The sequence below is a fragment of the Streptomyces sp. R11 genome (assembly GCF_041051905.1).
GTDB lineage: Bacteria > Actinomycetota > Actinomycetes > Streptomycetales > Streptomycetaceae > Streptomyces.
The window spans coordinates 6430041-6454438 of the sequence record NZ_CP163432.1; the positions used below are offsets into that span (position 1 = coordinate 6430041).

The 24398-nt window shown below is 70.9% G+C and carries 19 protein-coding genes; 11 read left to right on the top strand and 8 right to left on the bottom strand.

Annotated elements, in window-relative coordinates; all coding sequences use genetic code 11:
• Window positions 1-206: 206 nt before the first annotated feature.
• The 5 genes from AB5J55_RS29760 to serA all read left to right on the top strand — a co-directional run bounded on the left by AB5J55_RS29760 (window position 207) and on the right by serA (window position 8832).
• Window positions 207-3245, top strand: a complete 3039-nt coding sequence (locus tag AB5J55_RS29760; protein ID WP_369273577.1) for a putative bifunctional diguanylate cyclase/phosphodiesterase — start codon at window positions 207-209, stop codon at window positions 3243-3245.
• 237 nt (window positions 3246-3482) lie between these two features.
• Window positions 3483-5339 carry an acetolactate synthase large subunit gene (locus AB5J55_RS29765; RefSeq protein ID WP_369273578.1) on the top strand — a complete coding sequence of 619 codons (1857 nt, stop codon included), beginning with the start codon at window positions 3483-3485 and terminating at the stop codon, window positions 5337-5339.
• Between the two features lie 21 nt (window positions 5340-5360).
• Window positions 5361-5885 (top strand): acetolactate synthase small subunit, encoded by a 525-nt coding sequence (gene ilvN, locus AB5J55_RS29770; protein WP_030051183.1) that lies wholly within the window; start codon window positions 5361-5363, stop codon window positions 5883-5885.
• Window positions 5886-6013: 128 nt separating this feature from the next.
• The gene (ilvC, locus tag AB5J55_RS29775; protein ID WP_369273579.1) at window positions 6014-7012 is read left to right on the top strand and encodes a ketol-acid reductoisomerase; all 999 of its coding nucleotides are present in this window, start codon (window positions 6014-6016) and stop codon (window positions 7010-7012) included.
• Window positions 7013-7242: 230 nt separating this feature from the next.
• Window positions 7243-8832, top strand: a complete 1590-nt coding sequence (gene serA, locus AB5J55_RS29780; protein ID WP_328879025.1) for a phosphoglycerate dehydrogenase — start codon at window positions 7243-7245, stop codon at window positions 8830-8832.
• A 20-nt stretch (window positions 8833-8852) separates the two neighbouring features.
• On the opposite strand, the gene AB5J55_RS29785 is transcribed toward serA, so the two are convergent.
• A complete protein-coding gene (locus tag AB5J55_RS29785; RefSeq protein ID WP_369273580.1) occupies window positions 8853-10409 on the bottom strand; it encodes an MFS transporter in 1557 nt (518 codons plus the stop codon).
• Window positions 10410-10505: 96 nt separating this feature from the next.
• On the opposite strand from AB5J55_RS29785, the gene AB5J55_RS29790 reads away from it, so the two are divergent.
• Window positions 10506-11090 (top strand): TetR/AcrR family transcriptional regulator, encoded by a 585-nt coding sequence (locus AB5J55_RS29790; RefSeq protein ID WP_369273581.1) that lies wholly within the window; start codon window positions 10506-10508, stop codon window positions 11088-11090.
• Here the strand turns inward: AB5J55_RS29790 and AB5J55_RS29795 are convergent.
• From AB5J55_RS29795 to AB5J55_RS29815, 5 genes are all read right to left on the bottom strand, one after another.
• Entirely contained in the window at window positions 11044-11757 is a 714-nt protein-coding gene (locus AB5J55_RS29795) for an ATP-binding cassette domain-containing protein (protein ID WP_369273582.1), read from the bottom strand. The two genes, AB5J55_RS29790 and AB5J55_RS29795, sit on opposite strands and share 47 nt — an antisense overlap.
• Window positions 11750-12715 (bottom strand): ABC transporter ATP-binding protein, encoded by a 966-nt coding sequence (locus AB5J55_RS29800; protein WP_369273583.1) that lies wholly within the window; start codon window positions 12713-12715, stop codon window positions 11750-11752. Before AB5J55_RS29800 ends, AB5J55_RS29795 begins: the two co-directional genes overlap by 8 nt.
• The gene (locus AB5J55_RS29805; RefSeq protein WP_369273585.1) at window positions 12705-14453 is read right to left on the bottom strand and encodes an ABC transporter permease subunit; all 1749 of its coding nucleotides are present in this window, start codon (window positions 14451-14453) and stop codon (window positions 12705-12707) included. Before AB5J55_RS29805 ends, AB5J55_RS29800 begins: the two co-directional genes overlap by 11 nt.
• Before the next feature lie 17 nt (window positions 14454-14470).
• Window positions 14471-15970, bottom strand: coding sequence for an ABC transporter substrate-binding protein (locus tag AB5J55_RS29810; RefSeq protein ID WP_369273586.1), 1500 nt, complete (start codon window positions 15968-15970; stop codon window positions 14471-14473).
• A 138-nt stretch (window positions 15971-16108) separates the two neighbouring features.
• A complete protein-coding gene (locus AB5J55_RS29815) occupies window positions 16109-17347 on the bottom strand; it encodes a PucR family transcriptional regulator (RefSeq protein ID WP_369273587.1) in 1239 nt (412 codons plus the stop codon).
• A gap of 173 nt (window positions 17348-17520) precedes the next feature.
• Between AB5J55_RS29815 and AB5J55_RS29820 the strand changes: the two genes are divergently transcribed.
• Together AB5J55_RS29820 and pruA are read left to right on the top strand one after the other, a co-directional pair.
• Window positions 17521-18447: a proline dehydrogenase family protein gene (locus AB5J55_RS29820; protein ID WP_369273588.1), complete on the top strand. Its 927-nt coding sequence runs from the start codon at window positions 17521-17523 to the stop codon at window positions 18445-18447.
• A gap of 33 nt (window positions 18448-18480) precedes the next feature.
• Complete coding sequence (gene pruA / locus AB5J55_RS29825; protein ID WP_369273589.1) at window positions 18481-20112, top strand: L-glutamate gamma-semialdehyde dehydrogenase; 1632 nt, start codon at window positions 18481-18483, stop codon at window positions 20110-20112.
• A 67-nt stretch (window positions 20113-20179) separates the two neighbouring features.
• Here the strand turns inward: pruA and AB5J55_RS29830 are convergent, their stop codons facing one another.
• Entirely contained in the window at window positions 20180-20386 is a 207-nt protein-coding gene (locus tag AB5J55_RS29830; RefSeq protein WP_369273590.1) for a DUF5988 family protein, read from the bottom strand.
• Window positions 20387-20470: 84 nt separating this feature from the next.
• Here AB5J55_RS29830 and AB5J55_RS29835 point away from each other — a divergent pair, with 84 nt between their 5' ends.
• Window positions 20471-21028: a GNAT family N-acetyltransferase gene (locus tag AB5J55_RS29835; RefSeq protein ID WP_369273591.1), complete on the top strand. Its 558-nt coding sequence runs from the start codon at window positions 20471-20473 to the stop codon at window positions 21026-21028.
• A gap of 259 nt (window positions 21029-21287) precedes the next feature.
• Window positions 21288-21428 (top strand): hypothetical protein, encoded by a 141-nt coding sequence (locus AB5J55_RS29840; protein ID WP_107083653.1) that lies wholly within the window; start codon window positions 21288-21290, stop codon window positions 21426-21428.
• 129 nt (window positions 21429-21557) lie between these two features.
• On the opposite strand, the gene AB5J55_RS29845 is transcribed toward AB5J55_RS29840, so the two are convergent.
• Entirely contained in the window at window positions 21558-23132 is a 1575-nt protein-coding gene (locus AB5J55_RS29845) for a purple acid phosphatase family protein (RefSeq protein ID WP_369273592.1), read from the bottom strand.
• A 142-nt stretch (window positions 23133-23274) separates the two neighbouring features.
• Here AB5J55_RS29845 and AB5J55_RS29850 point away from each other — a divergent pair, with 142 nt between their 5' ends.
• Entirely contained in the window at window positions 23275-24318 is a 1044-nt protein-coding gene (locus AB5J55_RS29850) for a 3-isopropylmalate dehydrogenase (RefSeq protein ID WP_369273593.1), read from the top strand.
• Window positions 24319-24398 lie beyond the last annotated feature (80 nt).

Sequence of the window (24398 nt, forward strand, 5' to 3'; positions counted from 1 at the left end):
ATGCACGGCCTATGGACGAGCAATCCGACGCGGCGGAGCCGTCGGCGGCGACCCTGGCGAACGGCCGCGCGCAGACGCGGCCACCACGCCACTCACGGCTGTCGTCACAGCCATCACCACCGCAGGCTCAGCAGCCGCAGGCGGCATGCGCACCCAGCGCACCGGGACCCTCGGGACCCGCGAGCGGTGCGGACCGGGAGGGTCCGGTGAGCTCGCCACCGCCCTCCACGACCACGCTGGACGCGGGGCTGCGGACTCAGTCCTCGTCGGCGGCGCTGCTGCCCCGTCCGTCGTCCTTCAAAAGCGGCTCGGGGCTGGTTCCGCAGCTCGTTCTGGCCCTGGTGTGCGCGGGATACGCCGTCGGTTCCGCGCTCGGCTGGGGTTCGGAGCAACTCGCGCTGATCATGGGCGACTTCGGACTGGCCGCCGCGGCGGGCGCCGCTGCCGTGTCCTGCTTCCGCTACGCCCGTAGCCGCCGTATCCGCTTTCGGCCCGCCTGGCTGCTGTTCGCCCTCTCCTCGGCGATGGCCGCCCTCGGCAACCTGGTCTGGGGATGGTACGAGGTCGTCCTGCAGCGACCCGTGCCCAGCCCCTCCTACGCCGACGGGTTCTTCCTGTGCTTCGCGCCGCCCGCCATCGTGGGACTCCTGGTGCTCGCCAAGCGGCCGGTGACGAGGGCCGGCTGGGTCTGCCTCGCGCTGGACGCGTGGCTGATCGGCGGCTCGCTGCTGACGCTGGCATGGAGCCTCGCCCTCGCCCAGGCGGCCAAGATCGACTCGAACGGCGGGGCCAGCGTGGCGCACACCGCGCTCTCGCTCGCCTACCCGCTGCTCGACATCGCCCTGGTCAGCATGGTGCTCGCGTTGCACTTCCGCCGCTCGTCGGCGAACCGCACCGCGGTCAACACCGCGATCGGCGCGCTCGCGCTGACCGTGATGTGCGATGCCCTGTTCACCTCGCCGCTGCTGCACAACAGCTACCGCTCCGGCCAGCTGCTCGACGCGGGCTGGTTCGCCGGCTCGCTGCTCCTGGCGTACGCCCCGTGGGCCGCGCCTCGGCACGGAGACGGTGAGCGGCAGGAAGGCACGGGGCACACGCGCGTGGTGCACGAGCACGTGCCCGGACAGCGCGGTGGAAGCCATCACCACACGCCCGCGCCGGGAGGTGATCACAGCCGGTACCCGGTCTCCCGGCCGATCGCCGGCTCCCTGGCCGCCCTCACGCCGTACCTCGCGGCCGCCGTCTGCACGCTGGGGATCCTGTACAACGTCCTCAACGGCCGCAGCGTCGACCGGGTCGTGCTCATCACCGGCGGCACCGTCGTGCTCGCCCTCGTGATGCGCCAGGGCATCATGCTGCTCGACAACATCACCCTCACCCAGGAACTGGCGCAGAAGGAGAACCACTTCCGCTCCCTGGTGCAGGGCTCCAGCGACGTCATCATGATCGCCGCACCCAACGGCATCCTCCGGTACGTCTCCCCGGCCGCCGCCGGGGTCTACGGCTGCTCCGCGGAGGAGCTGGTGGGCACGGAACTGGCCAATCTCATCCACCCGGAGGACCTGGGCTGCGTGGTGCACGAGGTGCGCCGCTTCCTCGCCGCCAGCCCACTTGAGGAACCCACTACGCGCATCGAGTGCCGCTTCCGGTCCGGAGACGACGGCTGGCTCAACGTCGAGTCGACCGTCAACCGTCACCACGGTGGCCTCATCTTCAACAGCCGGGACGTGACCGAAAGAGTGCGCCTGCAGGCGCAGCTCCAGCACAACGCCGAGCACGACCCGCTCACCGACCTGCCCAACCGCGCGCTGTTCACCAAGCGGGTCCAGCAGGCCCTGTCCGGCCGCCGCGCCTCCGACCGGGGCATCGCCCTGCGCAACACGGCCGTCCTTTTCATCGACCTCGACGGCTTCAAGGGGGTCAACGACACCATCGGACACCAGGCAGGGGACGAACTGCTCGTCCAGGCCGCCCGCAGACTCCAGGACGCGGTCCGGGGCGGGGACACGGCCTCCCGGTTGGGCGGCGACGAGTTCGCGGCCCTGATCGCCGGGGACAACACCCGTGACCGCACCGCCCGCGAACGACACATCCTGGAGCTCGCCGACCGCCTCAGGCTGACGCTGTCGCAGCCGTACCTCATCGACGGCAACGATGTCCGTGTCAACGCCTCCATCGGCGTCGCCTTCGCCGAGCCCGGCCTCGGCGCGGGGGAGCTGCTGCGCAATGCCGACCTGGCGATGTACCGCGCGAAGGCGGGCGGCAAGGGCCGGGTCGAGCTGTACAAGCCGCAGATGCAGCAGGACGTCGTACGGAAGGCGGAGCTGGCCACGCGTCTGCGGGCCGCGCTGCACGACGGGGAGTTCGCGCTGCTGCACCAGCCGGTGGTGTGCCTGGAGAGCGGCCGGATCGCATCGGTGGTCACCCAGGCGCGCTGGCGGTCCTCGCAAGGGGTGCTGTTCACGCCCGCCGAGTTCCTGCGGGTGGCCGAGGACAGCGACAAGACCGCCGAGCTGGGCCGCTGGATGCTGGAGGAGGCCGTGGAGCAGGCCGCCGAGCGCACCGCGACCGGGCTCGCCGTACCCGTCGCCGTGCGGGTGGGCGCGCGCCGGCTGCTGGACCGGTCGATGCCGCTCGGCTCGATCGAGGCGTTGCTGACCCGGCACGGGCTGCCGTCCGGGTCGCTGATCATCGAGCTGTCGGATCTGGACCACCGTGTCTCGCTGGACGAACTGGAGCGCCGCCTGAGCGGTCTGCACCGACTCGGCGTCCGGGTCGCCCTGGACGGCTTCGGCAGCGGATACGCGGCGATCACGGCCCTGCGCCGGCTCCCCGTCGACGTACTCAAACTCGACCGCGGTCTGGTCGAGGGTGTCGTCGAGTCCGCGCGGCTGCACAAGATCACCGGTGGGCTGCTGCGGATCGCCGGAGACCTGGGGCTGCAGTCCGTGGCCGACGGCGTGGACCTGCCGGAGCAGGTCGTCGCCCTGCGCGCGATGGGGTGCACGCACGGGCAGGGCATGGCGTTCTCCGGTCCGCTGGACGAGTACCGGCTGCGCCGGGCGCTGAGTTCCGGCCACTATCCGGTGCCGCACGGACCGGCCGAGCCCGCGTTCGCGGGTGGCGTGAGAGGTGAACGAGCCATGGAGAGGGGTGCGGGGGTGTACACCGGTGGTGTGCCCGCTGTTCTCGGAGGCGGAAGTGGCCTGCGCTCACATAATGAGACTCCCGTCCCACCCACTTGACAGTGGGTGCGTGCCGGGGGGAGGGTCTGTGCCATGCGCACCCGAATTCTCGTACTTGGAAAGCGCGTCGGCTGAAGCTGGTGACGTCCGGACAGATCCGGAACTCCCAGCGACCACACCCGGCGCGCTCCCCTCGCTTGCCTTATGGCACGAGGGGTTTTTTGTTGCACAGGCACCTGTCGTGCAGCACCGAAACTCCGCTCAAACTTCGCAAAAACCCTCAGCATCGAGAAGAGAATGCCGATGACCGAGCAGGCCACCGGGGCCCATCACCCGCAGCCCCGGCCCCGATCCGGAGGACACCAGTCCGCCCCCGAGCACGTCACGGGTGCGCAGTCCCTCATCCGTTCGCTCGAGGAGGTCGGCGCCGACACGGTATTCGGCATTCCGGGTGGTGCGATCCTTCCGGCGTACGACCCGCTGATGGACTCCACCAGGGTGCGCCACGTCCTGGTCCGCCATGAGCAGGGCGCAGGTCACGCCGCCACCGGCTACGCACAGGCCACCGGCAGGGTCGGCGTCTGCATGGCCACCTCGGGGCCGGGTGCCACCAACCTGGTCACGCCGATCGCCGACGCCCACATGGACTCGGTGCCGCTCGTGGCGATCACCGGGCAGGTGGCCTCCAAGGCGATCGGTACGGACGCCTTCCAGGAGGCGGACATCGTCGGCATCACGATGCCGATCACCAAGCACAACTTCCTGGTCACCAAGGCCGAGGACATCCCGCGGGTGATCGCGCAGGCGTTCCACATCGCCTCCACCGGCCGCCCGGGCCCGGTGCTGGTCGACATCGCCAAGGACGCCCTCCAGGCGAAGACCACGTTCTCCTGGCCGCCCGTGATGGACCTGCCCGGCTACCGGCCCGTCACCAAGCCGCACGCCAAGCAGATCCGCGAGGCCGCCAAGCTGATCACCGCCGCCAAGCGGCCCGTCCTCTACGTCGGTGGCGGCGTCCTCAAGGCCGGTGCCACCGCAGAGCTGAAGGTCCTCGCCGAACTCACCGGAGCGCCCGTCACCACCACCCTGATGGCGCTCGGCGCATTCCCCGACAGCCACCCGCTGCACGTGGGAATGCCGGGCATGCACGGTGCGGTCACCGCCGTCACCGCGCTGCAGAAGGCCGACCTGATCGTCGCCCTCGGAGCCCGCTTCGACGACCGTGTCACCGGCAAGCTGGACAGCTTCGCCCCGTACGCCAAGATCGTCCACGCCGACATCGACCCGGCCGAGATCGGCAAGAACCGCGACGCCGACGTGCCGATCGTCGGTGACGCCCGCGAGGTCATCGCCGACCTGGTCCAGGCCGTGCAGAAGGAGCACGCCGAGGGCCACCAGGGCGACTACAGCGCCTGGTGGAAGGACCTCAGCCGCTGGCGCGACACCTACCCGCTCGGCTACGACCAGCCCGACGACGGCTCGCTGTCCCCGCAGCAGGTCATCGAGCGGATCGGCCAACTCGCGCCGGAGGGCACGGTCTTCGCGGCCGGCGTCGGCCAGCACCAGATGTGGGCCGCGCACTTCATCCAGTACGAGAAGCCGGCCACCTGGCTGAACTCCGGCGGCGCCGGGACGATGGGCTACGCCGTTCCGGCCGCGATGGGTGCCAAGGCCGGAGCGCCGGAAAAGGCGGTCTGGGCGATCGACGGTGACGGTTGCTTCCAGATGACCAACCAGGAGCTCACCACCTGCGCCCTGAACAACATCCCGATCAAGGTCGCGATCATCAACAACGGCGCCCTCGGGATGGTCCGCCAGTGGCAGACCCTCTTCTACAACCAGCGCTACTCCAACACCGTGCTGCACAGCGGCCCGGAGGCGGACGGCAAGCAGCCGAGCGCCGGCACCCGGGTCCCCGACTTCGTGAAGCTGTCGGAGGCCATGGGCTGCTACGCGATCCGCTGCGAGTCGCCGGAGGACCTCGACAAGGTCATCGAAGAGGCGAACTCCATCAACGACCGCCCCGTCGTCGTCGACTTCATCGTCCACGAGGACGCGATGGTCTGGCCGATGGTCGCCGCCGGCACCTCCAACGACGAGATCATGGCCGCCCGGGACGTCCGCCCCGACTTCGGCGACAACGAAGACGACTGAGCGAGAGAGACGTAAAAGATCATGTCCAAGCACACGCTCTCCGTCCTGGTGGAGAACACGCCCGGCATCCTGGCCCGGATCGCCGCCCTGTTCTCCCGCCGCGGCTTCAACATCGACTCGCTCGCGGTCGGCGTCACCGAGCATCCCGACATCTCCCGCATCACCATCGTGGTGAGCGTCGCGGACCTGCCGCTGGAGCAGGTGACGAAGCAGCTCAACAAGCTCGTCAACGTGCTGAAGATCGTCGAGCTGGAGCCGGGTTCGGCCGTTCAGCGCGAACTCGTTCTGGTGAAGGTGCGCGCCGACAACGAGACCCGCTCCCAGATCATCGAGATCGTCCAGCTGTTCCGCGCCAAGACCGTCGACGTCTCCCCGGAGGCCGTCACCATCGAGGCCACCGGCTCCAGCGACAAGCTGGAGGCCATGCTGAAGATGCTGGAGCCGTTCGGCATCAAGGAGCTCGTCCAGTCAGGCACGATCGCGATCGGCCGCGGCGCCCGCTCCATCACGGACCGCTCGCTGCGCGCGCTCGACCGCTCGGCGTAGGACGCGTTCGGACGGCCGGGTGACACCGGCCGTCCGGACAGCGCCCGTATGGCGAGACCCCGAAACTTCCCTTCCGCCCCCCGTCATACGGTGGGACGCAACACCTGCACACAAGGAGAGAACCCAAAGTGGCCGAGCTGTTCTACGACGCCGACGCCGACCTGTCCATCATCCAGGGCCGCAAGGTCGCGGTCATCGGTTACGGCAGCCAGGGCCACGCCCACGCGCTGTCGCTCCGTGACTCGGGTGTCGACGTCCGCGTCGGTCTGCACGAGGGCTCCAAGTCCAAGGCGAAGGCCGAGGAGCAGGGCCTGCGCGTGGTGACGCCGTCGGAGGCCGCCGCCGAGGCCGACGTCATCATGATCCTCGTCCCGGACCCGATCCAGGCCCAGGTGTACGAGGACCACATCAAGGACAACCTGAACGACGGCGACGCGCTGTTCTTCGGCCACGGCCTGAACATCCGCTTCGGCTTCATCAAGCCCCCGGCCGGCGTGGACGTCTGCATGGTCGCCCCGAAGGGCCCGGGCCACCTGGTGCGCCGCCAGTACGAGGAGGGCCGTGGCGTTCCGTGCATCGCGGCCGTCGAGCAGGACGCCTCCGGCAACGCCTTCGCGCTGGCCCTGTCGTACGCCAAGGGCATCGGCGGCACCCGCGCCGGCGTCATCAAGACGACCTTCACCGAGGAGACCGAGACCGACCTGTTCGGTGAGCAGGCCGTCCTCTGCGGTGGTACGGCCGCCCTGGTCAAGGCCGGTTTCGAGACGCTGACCGAGGCCGGTTACCAGCCGGAGATCGCGTACTTCGAGTGCCTGCACGAGCTGAAGCTGATCGTGGACCTCATGTACGAGGGCGGCCTGGAGAAGATGCGCTGGTCGATCTCCGAGACCGCCGAGTGGGGCGACTACGTCACCGGCCCGCGCATCATCACGGACGCCACCAAGGCCGAGATGAAGAAGGTCCTCGCCGAGATCCAGGACGGCACCTTCGCCCAGGCCTGGATGGACGAGTACCACGGCGGTCTGAAGAAGTACAACGAGTACAAGCAGCAGGACTCCGAGCACCTGCTGGAGACCACCGGCAAGGAGCTGCGCAAGCTCATGAGCTGGGTGAACGAGGAGGCGTAAGCCTCAAGGCCACGGGGCCGGAGCAGCCGCTCCGGCCCCGTTGTCCACCTCGTCCAGCCACGGACGAGTGATCCTTCCGCGGAGGCGTAAGACGACCTCCATCGCGCCACTACACTGGCGCACAACATACGCGTCAGGCCCACAGCGTCGTGCGTCTTCCACGCGGCCAGTACCCTCCACCGCCTGCGGCCGTCGGGACGGCCGTCCGCATTGGACTTGTGAGGACTCACGTGAGCTCGAAACCCGTCGTACTCATCGCTGAAGAGCTGTCGCCCGCCACCGTTGACGCGCTTGGCCCCGACTTCGAGATCCGCCACTGCAACGGAGCGGACCGAGCCGCCCTGCTCCCTGCCATCGCCGACGTGGACGCGATCCTGATCCGCTCGGCCACCAAGGTCGACGCCGAGGCCGTCGCCGCCGCGCGCAAGCTCAAGGTCGTCGCACGAGCCGGCGTCGGCCTGGACAACGTCGACGTCTCCGCCGCCACCAAGGCGGGCGTGATGGTCGTCAACGCCCCCACCTCGAACATCGTGACCGCCGCCGAGCTCGCCTGCGGTCTCCTGCTCGCCACCGCCCGCAACATCCCGCAGGCCAACGCCGCGCTGAAGAACGGCGAGTGGAAGCGCAGCAAGTACACGGGCGTCGAGCTGGCCGAGAAGACCCTCGGCGTCGTGGGCCTGGGCCGCATCGGCGCCCTCGTCGCGCAGCGCATGTCGGCCTTCGGCATGAAGGTCGTCGCCTACGACCCCTATGTGCAGCCCGCGCGGGCCGCGCAGATGGGCGTCAAGGTGCTGTCGCTGGACGAGCTGCTCGAGGTCTCCGACTTCATCACCGTCCACCTGCCGAAGACCCCCGAGACGCTCGGCCTGATCGGCGACGAGGCGCTGCGCAAGGTCAAGCCGAGCGTGCGCATCGTCAACGCCGCGCGCGGTGGGATCGTCGACGAGGAGGCGCTGTACTCCGCCCTCAAGGAGGGCCGGGTCGCCGGCGCCGGCCTCGACGTGTACGCGAAGGAGCCCTGCACGGACTCCCCGCTGTTCGAGTTCGACCAGGTCGTCAGCACCCCGCACCTCGGCGCCTCCACCGACGAGGCGCAGGAGAAGGCCGGTATCGCCGTGGCCCGCTCGGTACGCCTCGCCCTCGCCGGTGAGCTCGTGCCCGACGCGGTGAACGTCCAGGGCGGCGTCATCGCCGAGGACGTCAAGCCGGGTCTGCCGCTCGCCGAGCGGCTCGGCCGTATCTTCACGGCGCTCGCCGGTGAGGTCGCGGTCCGCCTCGACGTCGAGGTGTACGGCGAGATCACCCAGCACGATGTGAAGGTGCTGGAGCTCAGCGCCCTCAAGGGTGTCTTCGAGGACGTCGTCGACGAGACGGTGTCGTACGTCAATGCCCCGCTGTTCGCCCAGGAGCGCGGCGTCGAGGTGCGGCTGACGACCAGCTCGGAGGCCACCGACCACCGCAACGTCGTCACCGTGCGCGGCACGCTCGCGGGCGGCGAGGAGGTATCGGTGTCCGGCACGCTGGCCGGCCCCAAGCACCTGCAGAAGATCGTCGCGGTCGGCGACTACGACGTGGACCTCGCGCTCGCCGACCACATGGTCGTCCTGCGGTACGAGGACCGTCCGGGTGTCGTCGGCACGGTCGGCCGGGTCTTCGGCGAGGCGGGCATCAACATCGCCGGCATGCAGGTCTCGCGTGCCGTCGCCGGTGGCGAGGCGCTGGCCGTCCTGACCGTCGACGACACGGTGCCCGCCGGGGTGCTCACCGAGGTCGCCGAGGAGATCGGGGCGACGTCGGCCCGTGCGGTGAACCTGGCCTGAGGCCCGTCGCACACCGAGGCCTATCGAACGCCGGACGCGCTGAGCTTGCTCGGCTCGTCCGGCGTTTCGCATGCCGGCTCCCTGAGCTCGACGCGGCGCAGCGCGAGCGCGGCCAGCACCGCCGCCCCCGCCAGCAGTACCGCGCCCGCGATCGCCGCCCCCTGCATTCCGCTGGTGAACGCCTCTCGGGCGAGCGTGGCCAGACCCGGCACCCGGTCGGCGACCGCCAGCGCTCCGCCCAGCGTCTCGTGGGCCACGTCCGGTACCGAGGCGGGGATCTCGTGGCGGTAGATCGCCGTACCGATCGAGCCGAGCACCGCCATGCCCATGGCGCCGCCGAACTCGCCGGCGGTCTCCATCAGGGAGGACGCCGAGCCTGCCCGCTCCACCGGCGCGGTGCCCATCGCGAGGTCCATGATCTGGGACATCACCACGACGCCCCCGACGGCGAGGACCGCGCACGAGGTCAGCACCAGCCACAGCGAGTCCGTACCGGCGAGGGCGAGCAGCGCGAACCCGGCCGCGGAGATCGCGAAGCCCGCCGTGACGACGTAGGCGCGATTGGCGCCCCGCTGCACCAGCTGGGTCGCGACCGGCCCGGCCACGCCGATCGGTACCGACGGGAGCAGGGCCCACAGGGCCGCCTCCAGCGCACCCTTGCCGAGCACGGACTGCAGGTACTGCGTGGTGAAGTAGGCCGACCCCATCACCCCGAACATGCAGACCAGGTTCAGCACGACCGACGGTGCGAAGCCCCGACCCCGGAACAGGTCCGGCGAGATCATCGGTGAGGCGGCCGTGCGCTGCCGGTGCACGAAGAGCGCCGCGAACAGCAGGCCGACGGTGATCGAGACGACGTAGCGGACGTTGAAGCCCTCGGAGGGGATCTCCTTCAGGCCGTGGATCACGGGCAGCACGGCCGCCATGGAGAGCGGGACACTCAGCCAGTCGAAGCGGCCGGGGGAAGGGCTCTTCGACTCGGGGAGCAGCAGCGGGCCGAGGACCAGCAGCAGCGCCATCGCGGGCAGGTTGACCAGGAAGACCGAGCCCCACCAGAAGTGCTCGACCAGCACGCCGCTCAGCACCGAGCCGAGCGCGATCCCCGCGGTCATCACGCCGGACCACACGCCGATCGCCTTCGCGCGCTGGGCGGGGTCGGTGAACATCGTGCGGAGCATGGCCATCGTCGACGGCATCAGGGTCGCGCCGCCGATGCCGAGGACCGCGCGGGCCGCGATCAGCATCTCGGCGCTGTTCGCGTACGCCGCCAGCAGCGAGGCGGTCCCGAAGGCGGCGGCGCCGATCAGCAGGAGGCGGCGGTGGCCGATGCGGTCGCCGAGCGAGCCCATCGTCATCAGCAGGCCGGCCAGCACGAAGGCGTAGATGTCGAAGATCCACAGCTGTTGGGTGCCGCTCGGCTCCAGATCGGCGCTGATCGACGGGACGGCGAAGTAGAGGACGGAGACGTCCATCGAGACCAGTAGCAGCGGAAGCATCAGGACGCCGAGAGCGGTCCATTCGCGTCGTCCCGCGCCGGGGGAAGGAGACGTGGTCGTGCTCGTCGGGTTCGTTGTCATGGCGGTGAATGTACGCGCGTATTAAACGCTTGTCTAGAACGATCGTATAGAACGGCTGTATAGGACGGTTGTATGGATCGGCGGTAGGGTGGGCGCATGGGACACCGTGAGGATCTGCTCGAGGGCGCCAAGCGCTGCCTGCTCGACAAGGGGTTCGCGCGCACGACGGCGCGGGACATCGTCAAGGAGTCGGGGACCAACCTGGCCTCGATCGGCTACCACTACGGCTCGAAGGACGCGCTGCTCGCGCAGGCGTATGTGTCGCTGGTCGAGGACATGGGCGACGCTTTCGAGGGCAACGGGACCACCGGGATCACCGCCGAGCCCGGCTCGATCGAACGGTTCCGTGAGGTGTGGTCGAACATCATCGGCACCATGAGCGGGCCCGGCTCCATGTGGCGGCTCAGCATGGAGATCGTCGTCATGGGCGACCAGCTGCCGGAAGTCCGCGACCATCTGGCCGTGGCCCAGCGCGAGGCCTGTCGCGGACTGATTCCGCTGCTCATGGGCGGCCGGGAGGAGGACGTCCCGGACGAGACCGTGGACACCCTCGGCAGGTTCTACGTGACCCTGATGACGGGTCTCATCGCGCAGTGGATGTTCGACCCGAGGACCGCGCCCGGCGCGGATCAGCTCACCGAGGGCCTGCGCCAGGTGCTGGAGGCCGCCACTCGGAAGTGACCCGCCCGTCCCGCATCTCGATCACCCGGTCCGCGAAGTGCCGTACGACCGCCCGGTCATGGCAGATGAGCAGGTACCCGAGGCCGAGATCGTCCTGCAGGTCGGCGAGCAGGTTCAGCACGCCGGCGCGCACCGACGGGTCGAGGGACGAGACCGGTTCGTCGAGAACCAGCAGGCGTGGCTCCGAGGCCAGTGCGCGGGCGATTCCGACGCGCTGGCACTGGCCACCGGAGAGTTCGTGCGGGCGGCGGTCGCCGTACGACGGGTCCAGGCCGACGCGGTCGAGGAGTTCGGCGACGCGCGCGGGACCGTCGGCGGCGTTCCAGCGGCCCTGCACCTTCAACGGTTCGGCCACCGCGTCGCGGATGCGGTGCCGGGGGCTGAGGGAGCCGTACGGGTCCTGGAAGACGGGCTGCATGCGCGGGCGGATCGGGCGCAGCCCGGCTTCGGTGAGGGCCGTCAACTCGCGCCCCTCGAAGCGGACTTCACCGGCGTCCGGGCGGCGTAGTTGCAGCGCTGCCAGGGCCGTCGACGACTTGCCGCAGCCGGAGGGGCCGTTCAGGGCGAGGGTCTCGCCCGCGGCCAGGGCGAACGAGACGTGGTCGACGGCGGTCGTGTCGCCGTAGCGGACCACGAGCTCGCGGACGTCCAGCAAAGCGTCACTCATGGAACAACTCCTTTGCCGGATAAGGGACTTCCGGCCAGCGGTGGCAGGCGACCAGGCGCCCCTCCACAGGGTGCGGTGCCGGTTCCGTCCGATGGCAGAGGTCCGACGCCAGCGGGCAGCGCGGGGTGAAGGCACAGCCCGGTGGGAGGTCGCCCGGGGCGGGTGGGGTGCCGCGCAGCGTGGGGAGGCGGCGACCGGGGGGTGCGTGCTGGGGGAGGGACGCCAGCAGGCCTGCCGTGTACGGGGCGCGGGGGCGACCGAGCACCTCGGCCGCCGGACCGAGTTCGGTGAGGCGTCCGGCGTACATGACCAGCACGCGGTCCGCGTGGTCCCGTACGACGTCCAGGTCGTGGGTGACCAGGACGAGCGCGGCCCCGACGGCCTCCCGTCGCTCGGCGAGCACCCGCAGCACCTGGCCGCGGTGCTCCTCGTCCAGGGCGGTGGTGGGTTCGTCGGCGACGACCATGTGGGGCTCGTTGATCGTCGCCATGGCGATGACCGCGCGCTGCCGCATGCCGCCGGAGTACTCGTGCGGATACGCCCGCGCCCTGCGAGCGGCTTCCGGGATGCCGACCCGGTCGAGTGCGGCGACCGCCCGGGCCCGGGCCTCCTTGCGGGAGACGCGGGCCACCGAGCGTACGGCGGCGGCGAGTTGGTCGCCGACCGGGTGCACGGGGGAGAGGGCGGACAGGGCGTCCTGAGGGACCAGCGAGATGCGCCGGCCGCGGTGGGCCGAGAGGTCCGGCGCGATCGTCCCGCCCGTCGTCGCGCCCCGCGGCAGCATGCCCAGCAGCGCCCGCGCCGTGAGGGACTTGCCCGCGCCCGACTCGCCGACGATCGCGAGGACCTCGCGTGGACGGACGTCGAAGGACAGGCCGCGCACGGCCCCGACGCCGTCGAAGGCGATACGGAGTTCTCGTACCGAGAGGAGCACCTCGGGGCTGTTCTCAGGCTTCAACGGGGGCCTCCTTCGGTACGGCACGTGCTCCCCGGCCCGGTACCGCCGTCGCTCCCGTCACCGCCAGCCCCGCCAGCAGGGCCAGAGCGACGGCCGGGGCGAGGGCCGCCCACGGGGCGCGTTCGACGTAGGCGCGGGACTCGTCCAGCAGCAGGCCCCACTCGGGCGCCGGCGGCTGCGCGCCCAGGCCCAGGAAACCGAGGGAGGCCAGGGCGAGGGCGATGCCGGGCAGGCGCAGCAGGGCGTGGCGGGCGACCGGGGCGGCGACGGACGGCAGGACGTGCCGGGTGAGGATCCAGAACGGGGTCGCGCCCATGGCCCGTTGGGCGGTGAGGAACGCCGACGCGCGCACCTCCTGCACCAGCGCCGCCGCGTGCGCGGACAGCGCGGGCCACGAGATCAGCGCGACGGCGAGGGCCGCGCCGCCGGCGCCGGGGCCGGTCGCCGCCGCGACCAGGATGCCGACGATCACCGGTGGCAGGGCGTTGGCGATGTCCGCGGCGCCCGCCGCGACGCCGGGCAGGAAGCCCAGCGCGAGCGCGAGGAGCAGGCTCAGCGCGCAGATGGCGGCGGCCGTGCCCACGGTCGAAGCGGCCCCGTGCCCGAGCCGGGCGAGCACGTCGCGGCCGAGGGCGTCGGTGCCGAGCGGGTGCGCCCAGGAGGGGGCGGCGAGGCGGGCGGCCGCATTGACCGTGTACGGGTCGCGCAGCAGGCCCCAGCCGATGGTCACGGCGAGGGCCGTGAGCAGCGCCGACGGGATCGCCGGGTGGGTGCGGACCGGGCGGGCCGGGGGCAGGGTCAGTCCGGCGTCCCGCAGGGCGGGGCCGAGCAGCCGGCGCCGGGTGAGCGCCGCCGCCGCGCCGGCGACCAGGCCGAGCAGCAGCAGTGCCAGCACCGAGCCCTGGAGCAGCGGCAGGTCCTGCGACTTGGCCGCGCCCAGAGCGGTACGGCCGATGCCGGGCACCGCGAACACCAGCTCCACGGCGACCGCGCCGCCGGTGAGGCCGACGGCGACCATGCCGAACTGCGGTACCAGCGGCGGCAGTACGCGCTTGAGGGCGGCCGCCGAGATCGCCGTACGGCTCACTCCCGCGCCCCGCCACAGCTCCACCCACCGTTCGTCGAGGACGGCGGGCAGCGCGTCCGCGACGAGCCGGCCGAGGAGGCCGCCCGCCGGGACGCCGAGGGCGAGCGCGGGCAGCACCAGGTACTCGGGGCCCGCCCAGCCGGCCGTCGGCAACCGGCCCAGCCAGACCCCGCAGACCAGCAGTGCGACGGTGGCCAGCAGGAACTCGGGCACGGCCGCGAGCATGGCGGCGAAGGCGCCGGCCGACCCGCGACCGCGCACCAGCACCGGTGCCACCAGCACGGCGGCCAGCGTGACCGCCACCCCGAGCGCCGCGCCCATCAGGCCCAGCGAGACCTGGACGCCGGCGACGACGGACGGCAGCACGTCGGTGCCCGACACCCAGGAGGTGCCGAAGTCGCCGTGCAGCAGGTCCGAGGCCCAACTCCCCAGCAGGGAAAGGGGGCCGGCGTCCAGGCCGAGGTCCTCGCGGATCGCGGACAGTGCCTCGTCGGTGGCCTCCCGCTCGGCCGACCGGGCCCGCAGCACGGTGAGCGCCGGGTCCGTGCGGGAGAGCCAGGGGAGCAGGCCGACGGTGGCCAGGACGGCGACCAGGCAGACCAGGCGGGTCAGGGCGGCGGGGCCGATCGACTTCCTTGCGGTGGACCCCACTTGTCGCAGGCGGCGCTTCACCTGACGTACGTGTCCGCCGTGACGAGCTCCCGCTCGCGCGGGTCGTGGGCGGCGTCCACGACACCGGCGGCGTCGCCCTGGATCACCCGCTCGTGGAGCATCGGCACGGCCGCGTCCGCGGCGAGCACTGCGGCCTCGGCCGCGATGATCGCCGCGCGGCGGGCGTCACCGACCCCGGTGTCGGAGGCCTTCTTCAGGGCCGCGTCCACGCCCTTGTCCGCGAACCGGGACAGGTTGAACGTGCCGTCGGACGCGAAGTCGCTGTAGAGGTAGGCGGCCGGGTCGCCGGAGTCGAGGACGGTGGCGCGGGAGAGTACGAAGGCGTCGAACCTGCCCGCGAGGGCGTCGGCCTCGATGTTGGTGTACTCGCGGACGTCGAGCTTCACCTTGAACCCGGCCTTCTGGAGCTGTTGTTGCAGTGTGGCGGCGACCTCGGGCATCTCGGCCCGGTCGGTGTACGTCCCGATGGTGATCGCCTCGCCGTCCGGCGCCCCGGCCCCGGCGTCCCGCGTCACCGGCCTGCGCAGCTCGGCGGCCCAGGGGAGTGCGGGCCCCAGCAGCCCCTCGGCGACGTCGGCGCGTCCCTCGTACACGCCCTTCACGAGCGCCTCGGCGTCGATCGCCTCGCGGGCCGTCGCGCGCAGCGAGGCGTCCTTGAAGGGGCCCTTCCCGGTGTTCAGGTACAGCGTGTTGGTGCGCGGCATCGGGACCTCGGTGATCAGGTCCTGGTCGAGGACCGCGGCCTGCGACACCGGTATCGCCTCGACGATGTCGGCCTCGCCGCTGCGGAGTGCCGCCGCGCGAGCCGTCCCGTCGGGGACGAAGGTCACGTCGATCCCGGGTGCCTCGGCCTTGTCGCCCCAGTAGGTGTCGTAGCGGTCGAGGGCGGCGGAGGCGGTGCCGTTGACCTTCGTGAGCTCGAAGGGGCCGGTGCCGGCGCCGACGGGGTCGACCGTCTTCCCCCGGTACGCCTTGGCGGCCAGGACCGACAGCTGCGGGGAGCTGAGGCGCTGCGGGACCAGGGGGTCCTCGGCGGCGGTCGTGACGCTGAGGGTGTCGGCGTCCGCGGCCCGGGCGGTCAGGTCGACGCCGTCGAGGATGCGGGGCTTGGGGGAGGCGGTGGCGGCCCTGGTGAGGGAGTTGGCGACCGCCTCGGCGGTGAGCTTCGTGCCGTCGTGGAAGGTGACGCCGTCGCGTATCTCGAAGGTCCAGGTACGGCCGGACTGCTCCCACTCGGTGGCGAGCGCGGGCTGCGCGTCGCCGTCCGCGTCGAGCTTCACCAAGGTCTCGGCCGTCGACCACCGCGACAGCTTGAACGCGTCGTCGGACAGCGGGGACAGCCCGGAGCGCGGGGGCTGCATCATCGCGACCCGGATGCGCTTGCCGCCGGACCCCGCCTCCTCGGCGGACTCCGCACCGGCGAAGCAGCCGGTGAGCAGCGCGGAGGCCGCGGTGAGGGCGGTGGCGGGGAGCAGATGGCGGGTGGGCAGGCGCACAGGGCCCTCCGGGTAAAAGGGTGGTCAAGAGAGCGGTTGCTGTGACCGTAGCATGATGACAATCATTTCCAATAGCCGGGGGTGGGGGCGTCAGCCCTGCGGGGCGATGACGCCGGTGGCGCCGGTGACGTGCTCGATCTACAGGCGTGCGCCCTTCAAAGCCATGTGCAGCAGCAGCCGGTCCTCCCCGTCGTCCAGGTCCAGGCCCGTGAGTTGTTCGACGCGGGAGAGGCGGTAGTACAAGGTCTGGCGGTGGATGCCGAGTTCGGCGGCGGTACGCCCGGCCTGGCCCGCGCGGTCGAGGTAGATCTCGGCGGTGCGGGCGAGTTCGTGGTGGGTGGGGGAGAGGAGCTGGGCGATGGCGGGGTCCCGCGCGGCCCCCGGCGGGAGAAACGTCAGCAGGCGGTACGGGCCGATGTGCGCCCACTCGGCGACCGGGCCGAGGCGGGGTTCGGCCAGGGCGGCGCGGGCCGCGGCCGATGCCTCCTGCCAGGTGGCGGCGAGGTCGGTGAGGCCGGAGCGGGGTGCGCCGATGCCGGCGGCTGCCTGTACCGCGCCGTCCTTGAGCAGCCGGGACGCCGCCGCGTGGGCCGGCGTCCGTACCTCCGGCGAGCGCAGCCGGACGAGGATGGCGAGGCTCTGGCCGCTCTCCCCTCCTGGCTTGAGGGCGTGGGAGGTGTCCCCACCCCACGGCACCGTGCACAGCGCCGTCGCGTGCGGCACCGTACGGACGGACGGCGCGTCGTCGGGGTCGGCGGACGGCCACGGGGCCACGCAGACCACGGTGTGCGTGCCCTCGCCCCGCGGGCCGAGCGCCGCGCGCAGGGCCGCCAGCGCCTGGTCCCCCTGCCAGCCGCGCTCCGCGGTCAGCGCGGCCCGCAGTTCCCGGCTCAGATCCGCTCCGTGCTGCGCCTCGTCGGCGAGCAGTGCGCCGATGCGGGCGGTCACCTCCATGGCGGCCGACAGCTGCTGGTCCGTGGGGCCCGGATCGTCGTCCAGGAGCCAGACGTAACCCAGGACCACCCCCCGATGGCGTACCGGGAGGCAGACACGTCCCCGGTAGACGCCCGCCTCCGGGGTGGGCGGGATGCGTACCGGGCCCGTAGCGCGGGTGATGCCGAAGCCCTCGAACCACGTCCGCACCGCCGTCGTGGAGCGCCGGGTCAGGATCGAGCGGGTGCGGACGGGATCCAGGGCGGACGCGTCGATATCGCCCTCGCTGTCGTACGCGCCGAAGGCGATCAGCTCGAAGTCGCGGTTCTCCAGCGTGGCGGGCGCACCCAGGAGCTCGGAGATCTCGTCGACCAGCTCCTGGTAGTCGTCCTTGTGGTCCTTGTGGTCCTTGAATTCCGGCGTCACCCGGGCATTCTCCCGCATTTTCGTGCAGCCTTCATACATCTGTCTGAGATCTGTGGCACGGATGCGTGACAGCTGTCGATGGCCGCCGTTCGGAGGGATCCTTAGGTTTCACGGTGGTTCTCCGTGCCGTACCCGGAACATCACTTATCGGGGTGTCGGCCGTCATTCGGCAGTGTTTGTGGAGGTGCCCCGTGCTGGGTCCCGTGATTCTCGCCGCGTCGCGCAGCGACCGGATGCGACGCCTGATCTCGGCGGCCCCGGTGACCAAACAGGTCGTCGACCGGTTCATCCCCGGCGAGACCGTCCACGAGATCGTGCCGATCATCGAGGAGCTCACGGGCAACGGCCTGGAGCTGACGATGGACGTCGTCGGCGAGGACATCACCCGCCCCGAGCAGGCCGAGGCCGCGCGGGACGCCTACCTGGCGCTCGTCGACCGGATCAAGGACCTGGAGCTCGGCGAGCGCGTCGAGATGTCCGTCAAGCTGTCCATGTTCGGCCAGGCGCTGGAGGGCGGACACGAGCTCGCCCTCGCCAACGTCCGCCCGGTCGTCGAGGCCGCCGCGGCCATCGGTACGACGGTCACGCTGGACGCGGAGGACCACACCACCCTCGACTCGATGTTCGCCATCCACGAGGAGCTGCGGAAGGACTTCCCGCAGACCGGCTGCGTCATCCAGGCCTACCTCTTCCGCACCGAGGCCGACGCCCGCCGGCTCGCTGCGAACGGCAGCCGCGTACGACTCGTCAAGGGCGCCTACAAGGAGCCCGCCGAGGTCGCCTACCAGCAGAAACAAGAGATCGACAAGGCGTACGTCCGGATCCTCAAGGTTCTGATGGAGGGCGCCGGGTACCCGATGATCGGGTCCCACGACCCGCGACTGATCTCCATCGCCCAGGAGCTCGCGCGGCGCGCCGGGCGCAAGCTGGACGAGTACGAGTTCCAGATGCTGTACGGGATCCGCAGCGACGAGCACCTGCGGCTGGCCGCGGAGGGCCACCGCATGCGCGTCTACACGGCCTACGGCACCGACTGGTACGGCTACTTCATGCGCCGGCTCGCGGAGAAGCCCGCCAACCTGCGGTTCTTCGTACGAAGCATGATCACCAAGGGCTGAACCACCACCGCTCAGTAAGGAGTTACGGAACCCATGGACGCTGTGACCCAGGTCCCCACCCCCGTCAACGAGCCGGTGCACGGCTACGCCCCCGGCTCGCCAGAGCGCGCCCGGCTGGAGGTCAAGCTCAAGGAGCTGGCCGAGAACCCGATCGACCTGCCGTGCACCATCGGCGGCGAGCGGCGGATGGGCGGCGGCGAGCGCTTCGACGTCGTGCAGCCGCACAACCACAAGGCCCGCCTCGGCACCTATGGCAACGCCACCCAGCAGGACGCCCAGGACGCCATCGACGCGGCCCTCGCCGCCGCGCCGGCCTGGCGTGCGATGTCCTTCGACGACCGCGCGGCGATCATCCTGCGCGCCGCCGAGCTGCTGTCCGGCCCGTGGCGCGAGACGCTGGCCGCCTCCACCATGCTCGGCCAGTCGAAGACCGCCCAGCAGGCCGAGATCGACACGCCCTGCGAGCTGATCGACTTCTGGCGCTTCAACGTCAAGTACGCCCGTGACCTGCTCGCCGAGCAGCCCCCGGCGAACTCCCCGGGCGTGTGGAACCGCCTCGACCACCGCCCGCTCGAGGGCTTCGTCTACGCGATCACGCCGTTCAACTTCACGGCCATCGCGGGCAACCTGCCCACCGCGCCCGCGCTGATGGGCAACGTCGTGGTCTGGAAGCCGTCCCCGACGCAGACCCACGCCGCCGTGCTGCTGCTTCAGCTGCTGGAGGAGGCCGGCCTGCCCAAGGGCGTCATCAACCTCGTCACCGGTGACGGCATCGAGGTCTCCAAGGTCGCCCTGGAGCACCGCGACCTCGCCGGCATCCACTTCACCGGCTCGACCAAGACCTTCCAGTACCTGTGGAAGACGGTCGGCAACAACATCGAGAAGTACCGCTCCTACCCGCGCATCGTCGGCGAGACCGGCGGCAAGGACTTCGTCGTCGCCCACCCGAGCGCCGACAAGGCCGTGCTGAAGACCGCCCTGACCCGCGGGGCCTTCGAGTACCAGGGCCAGAAGTGCTCGGCGACCTCCCGGGCGTACATCCCGGCGTCGATCTGGAACTCCGGCTTCAAGGAGGAGTTCGCGGCGGAGGTCGACTACATCACCATGGGCGATGTGACGGACCTGTCGAACTTCATCGGCGCCGTCATCGACGAGCGGGCGTTCGCCAAGAACAAGGCGGCGATCGACCGGGCGAAGCAGGACCCGACCTGCACGATCGTCGCGGGCGGCTCCTACGACGACTCGGTCGGCTACTTCGTCCGCCCGACCGTCGTCGAGTGCACCGACCCGGAGAACGAGGTCTTCACGACCGAGTACTTCGGCCCGTTCCTCGCCGTGCACGTCTACGAGGACGACAAGTACGACGAGATGCTGGAGCAGATGGAGTCGGTGTCCGCCTACGCGCTGACCGGCTCGGTCATCTCGGGCGACCGGGCGGCTGCGGCGTACACGATGGACAAGCTGCGCTACGCGGCCGGCAACTTCTACATCAACGACAAGTCGACCGGCGCCGTCGTCGGCCAGCAGCCCTTCGGCGGCGGCCGTGCCTCCGGCACCAACGACAAGGCCGGCGCCCCGCAGAACCTGATGCGCTGGACGCTGACCCGCGCCATCAAGGAGACGCTGGTCGCGCCGACCGACTACGCGTACCCGCACATGGGCTGACACGCCAACCCAACGCGAAGGGCCGGGTCTTGACGGACCCGGCCCTTCGCCGTGCGGGGAGTGGGTGCTACTCGGCGATCTCCGTCCGCTCCCACCACTCGTAGACCGGCAGCGCGCCCTCCGGGGTGTTCTCCCGGCGCGAGGTCGGCCTGAAGTGCTCGTATCCACCGCGGAGCTTGATCTTCACATCCGGACCGGGGGACGGGGACCCGACGATCCGCTCGGGCAGATCCTCGGGGCCGCCCTCGAGGAACACTTTCGACGTGTCGTTCATGACCTCACCGTTCCCCTCGACGTGACCTCGTCTCCCGGGCGGCGGGGAGGATCAGCCGAGTGGGCGATGCCGAATACTGGTGGGATGACCCCCGACGCACCGGCGGGCACGCCGCGCACCGCGCACACCGCCGACCTCACCCCCGCCGAACTGAGCGCGATCCGCGCCCTGTTGGACGATGCCTTCGAGGGGGACTTCTCCGACGCGGACTTCGAGCACGGGCTCGGCGGCATGCATGCCCTCGTCCAGGACGACGCCGGGCGGATCGCCGCGCACGGTTCGGTGATCATGCGGCGGGTGCGCTACCGGGACCGGTGGCTGCGGGTCGGGTACGTCGAGGCGGTCGCCGTGCGTGCCGACGCGCGGTGGACCGGGCTCGGGGGCCGGGTGATGGCGGAGCTGGAGCGGGTGATCGACCGGGCGTACGACGCGGGGATGCTGTCCGCGAGCGACGAGGGGGCCGCGCTGTACGCCGCTCGCGGCTGGGGGGTGTGGCGCGGGCGGGTCTGCGCGCTGGGGCCGGAGGGCGTCGTGCATCTGCCGGACGAGGAAGGCACGACCTTCGTGCGGCCCGCGCTCGCCGGCGCGCTCGACCCCGCGTTCGAGCTGGTCTTCGACTGGCGGGACGGGGACGTGCTCTGACGGGGCGACGACGGAAAGCCCAGGTCAGTGGGGTGTGACCCGGTCGACCGTCTCAGATAGTAGGAAGTCCGAGTAATTGTGGAGACAGACGCGCCGTCCTCCCTTAGCTTTGTAGAAGCCGAACGTCTCGCTCGATCAAGCGAATGGCGGTCGTGAGCCGGGCCCCTTGCAGGCAACCCCTGCGGCACCGCTCCCCGCCCCATCCGGCGTCTCGTATCCCCTGTCTGCACTCCCGGATTGTCGAAGGAGTCGATTTCCCATGGCCGAGACGACCGCCCGCCGCCGAGTCCGTCACCTCTCCCGCACGAGCGAGTCCGACCGCAAGAACGCCGCCGCGGCCCTCCAGCGTGCCCTCGACCGCAGGGACAACGGCGGAGCCACCGGCCACCAGGCCGCGTGACGCTCCGCTGGTAGTGCCGCGAAGTGTCGCTGTTCGAGTGCGGCGCCGTCGTGGCTGATCGCGCCCACGCGGCGGAGCCGCATATCGATGGAGCCCCGCGCCCCCGAACGGACGCTGGCCTCAGGCCGATCAGCCGCCGCGCCGCACCTCGAAGTGGTCGATGCGCTCCCCGTTCTGGGCCAGCGCCGACACCTTCAGCCGGGGCTTCGTGCCGCCCTCCGCCTCCACCGTGAGGAAGGAGAAGCCCCGGTAGCGCACCCGCGACCATTGCACGCTCTCCGCCTTGGTGTCGCGTGACTTGGTCCACTTGAAGGTGTCGACCGACTCCCGCTCGGTCACATGCCCCTCGTAGCTCTCCTCGACGCCGGCCGGGAAGCCGTACAGCTCCTTGCCGCCCCCGCCCGCCGTGACGTACACGATGCCGTCCCGCGTCGGGTCCGTCGAGGCACCGATGGGCACCTGCCTGCCGACCTCGCCGTTCTTGATGGCGTCCGTCCGCTCGTAGACGTGGTTGTGCCCGTTGATCACCAGGTCCACCTGATGCCGAGCGAACAGCGGAACCCATTCGGCCCGCACACCCCCGTCGGACGCGTGCGAGGACGTCGAGTAGGCGCAGTGGTGGAAGAAGACGACGATGAAGTCGACGTCCTTCGCCGCCCGCAGCTCACCGAGCCGCTCGTCCAGCCACTTGGTCTGACGACCGTCCGTGTGGCCCCGGTTGGCGGGAATCTCGTACGACACGTCGTTGGCGTCCAGCGCCACGAAGCCGGCGTTGCCGTAGGTGAAGGAGTACACGCCCGGGGCCGTACGGGCATCGAAGCCGCTGTCCGGCAGGGACCAGCGGGCCAGCTGGCCGCCGTAGCCGTCCGGCGAGTACCAGGCCTCCATGTCGTGGTTGCCGGTCGTCACCATCCAGGGCACCGACTTGGCCACCGACTCGGTCTGCTTGAGGTAGCCGTCCCAGAAGCCGGGGTCGTAGGCGTCCGACTCCTTGCCCAGGCCCTTGACGTTCGCGTAGCAGATGTCGCCGGCGTGGAGGTGGAAGGCCGGGTTCTGGCCCAGCAGGAGCTTGTCGTTGGTGGCGGCGGCCTCGCTGACGCCCTGGTCGCCGAAGGCTGTGAAGGTGAAGGCCTGCGGGCTCGCGGGAGCCGTGCGGAAGGAGGCGATCGTCGCGCGGTTCCTCGGGGCCGCCGGGTCGAAGCCGTCATGGCCCACGCCGTAGTAGTACGTCGTGCCGGGGCGCAGGGAGTCCAGTGCCGCGTGGACGTAGTACTGCTCCAACGCCGCGCGGATGCCCTGCAGTTCGGGGGTGTACAGATCGCGGATCTCGGCGTCGATCCGGCGGCTCAGGTCGTCGGGCCGCAGGCCGATCCGGATGTACGGCTTCTGCACCGCGGCCGGGACCTGCCAGGAGATCCGCATCTGCGACTTCGGGTCGGCGCCGAAGGCGAGATGGCGGCCGAACGGGGCGACGGCGGAGCCCGGCACCTTCGTGAGGGTGGACGCGGACGCCGATGCGGAGGGCTTCGCACCGGGCGTGCCCGACCCCGACCCCGAGCAGCCCGTCAGCAGACCGCCCGCCACCGCGCCGGCCGTCACCAGCGTGCGGCGCCGGGTCAGTTTCGTACGCAGGTACTCGTGCTGTTCCGCCATGCTCATGCGGCGGGCGAGCTGGGGCGGGATGCCGAAGTCCGGGATGTCCATGCTGGGAAAGTTCCCAGCACAGGCCAACGCCCGCCATACGTACGGGTGAACGCCGGTCGACACGCAAACGCCGTCCCCCATCGGGGTGTCCGTATCGCGGACATCGCGTGTCATCCCATGGGACGAGGAGTAGGGTGCCGACATGTCTCGCAGCCTCAATCTCGCAGTGATTCCCGGTGACGGCATCGGCCAGGAGGTCGTGGCCGAAGGCCTGAAGGTCCTCTCCGCCGTCCTTCCGCAGGATGTGAAGCTGGAGACCAAGGAGTACGACTTCGGCGCCAGGCGCTACCACGCCACGGGTGAGACCCTCACCGACGCCGACCTCGACGCGCTGAAGAAGCACGACGCGATCCTGCTCGGCGCCATCGGCGACCCGGGCGTGCCGTCGGGTGTCCTGGAGCGCGGCTTCCTGCTGAAGCTCCGCTTCGCCTTCGACCACCACGTCAACCTGCGTCCGTCGAAGCTCCTTCCGGGTGTCGCCACCCCGCTCGCCGGACAGCCCGAGATCGACTTCGTCGTGGTCCGCGAGGGCACCGAGGGCCCGTACACCGGCAACGGCGGCACCATCCGCAAGGGCACCGAGCACGAGGTCGCCACCGAGGTCTCCGTGAACACGGCCTTCGGCGTCGAGCGCGTGGTCCGCGACGCCTTCGCCCGCGCGCAGGCCCGCCCGCGCAAGAAGCTGGCGCTGATCCACAAGAACAACGTGCTGACCTTCGCGGGTCACCTGTGGACCGACGTCTTCAACAAGGTGGCCGAGGAGTTCCCCGAGGTCACCACCGAGTACATGCACGTCGACGCGGCGACCATCTACCTCGTCACCCAGCCCGAGCGGTTCGACGTCATCGTCACCGACAACCTCTTCGGCGACATCATCACCGACCTCGCCGCGGCCGTCTCCGGCGGCATCGGCGTCGCCGCGTCCGGGAACATCAACCCGTCCGGCGCGTTCCCGTCCATGTTCGAGCCGGTCCACGGCTCGGCCCCGGACATCGCCGGCCAGGGCAAGGCCGACCCCACCGCCACGGTCCTGTCCGTCGCCCTGCTCCTGCGCCACCTCGGCTACGACGCCGAGGCCGCCCGCATCGACGAGGCGGTCTCCGCCGACCTCGCGGAGCGCACCGGCAAGCCCGCCCGCAGCACGTCGGAGATCGGTGACGCGCTGGCCGTACGAGTAGCCGGCTGACGCCCGTCGCGCTACTCGAACAACTTTCGAAGCCGTCGGGTCACTTCGCACCCGGCGGCTTCCCCATGTCCGCCGCCGGG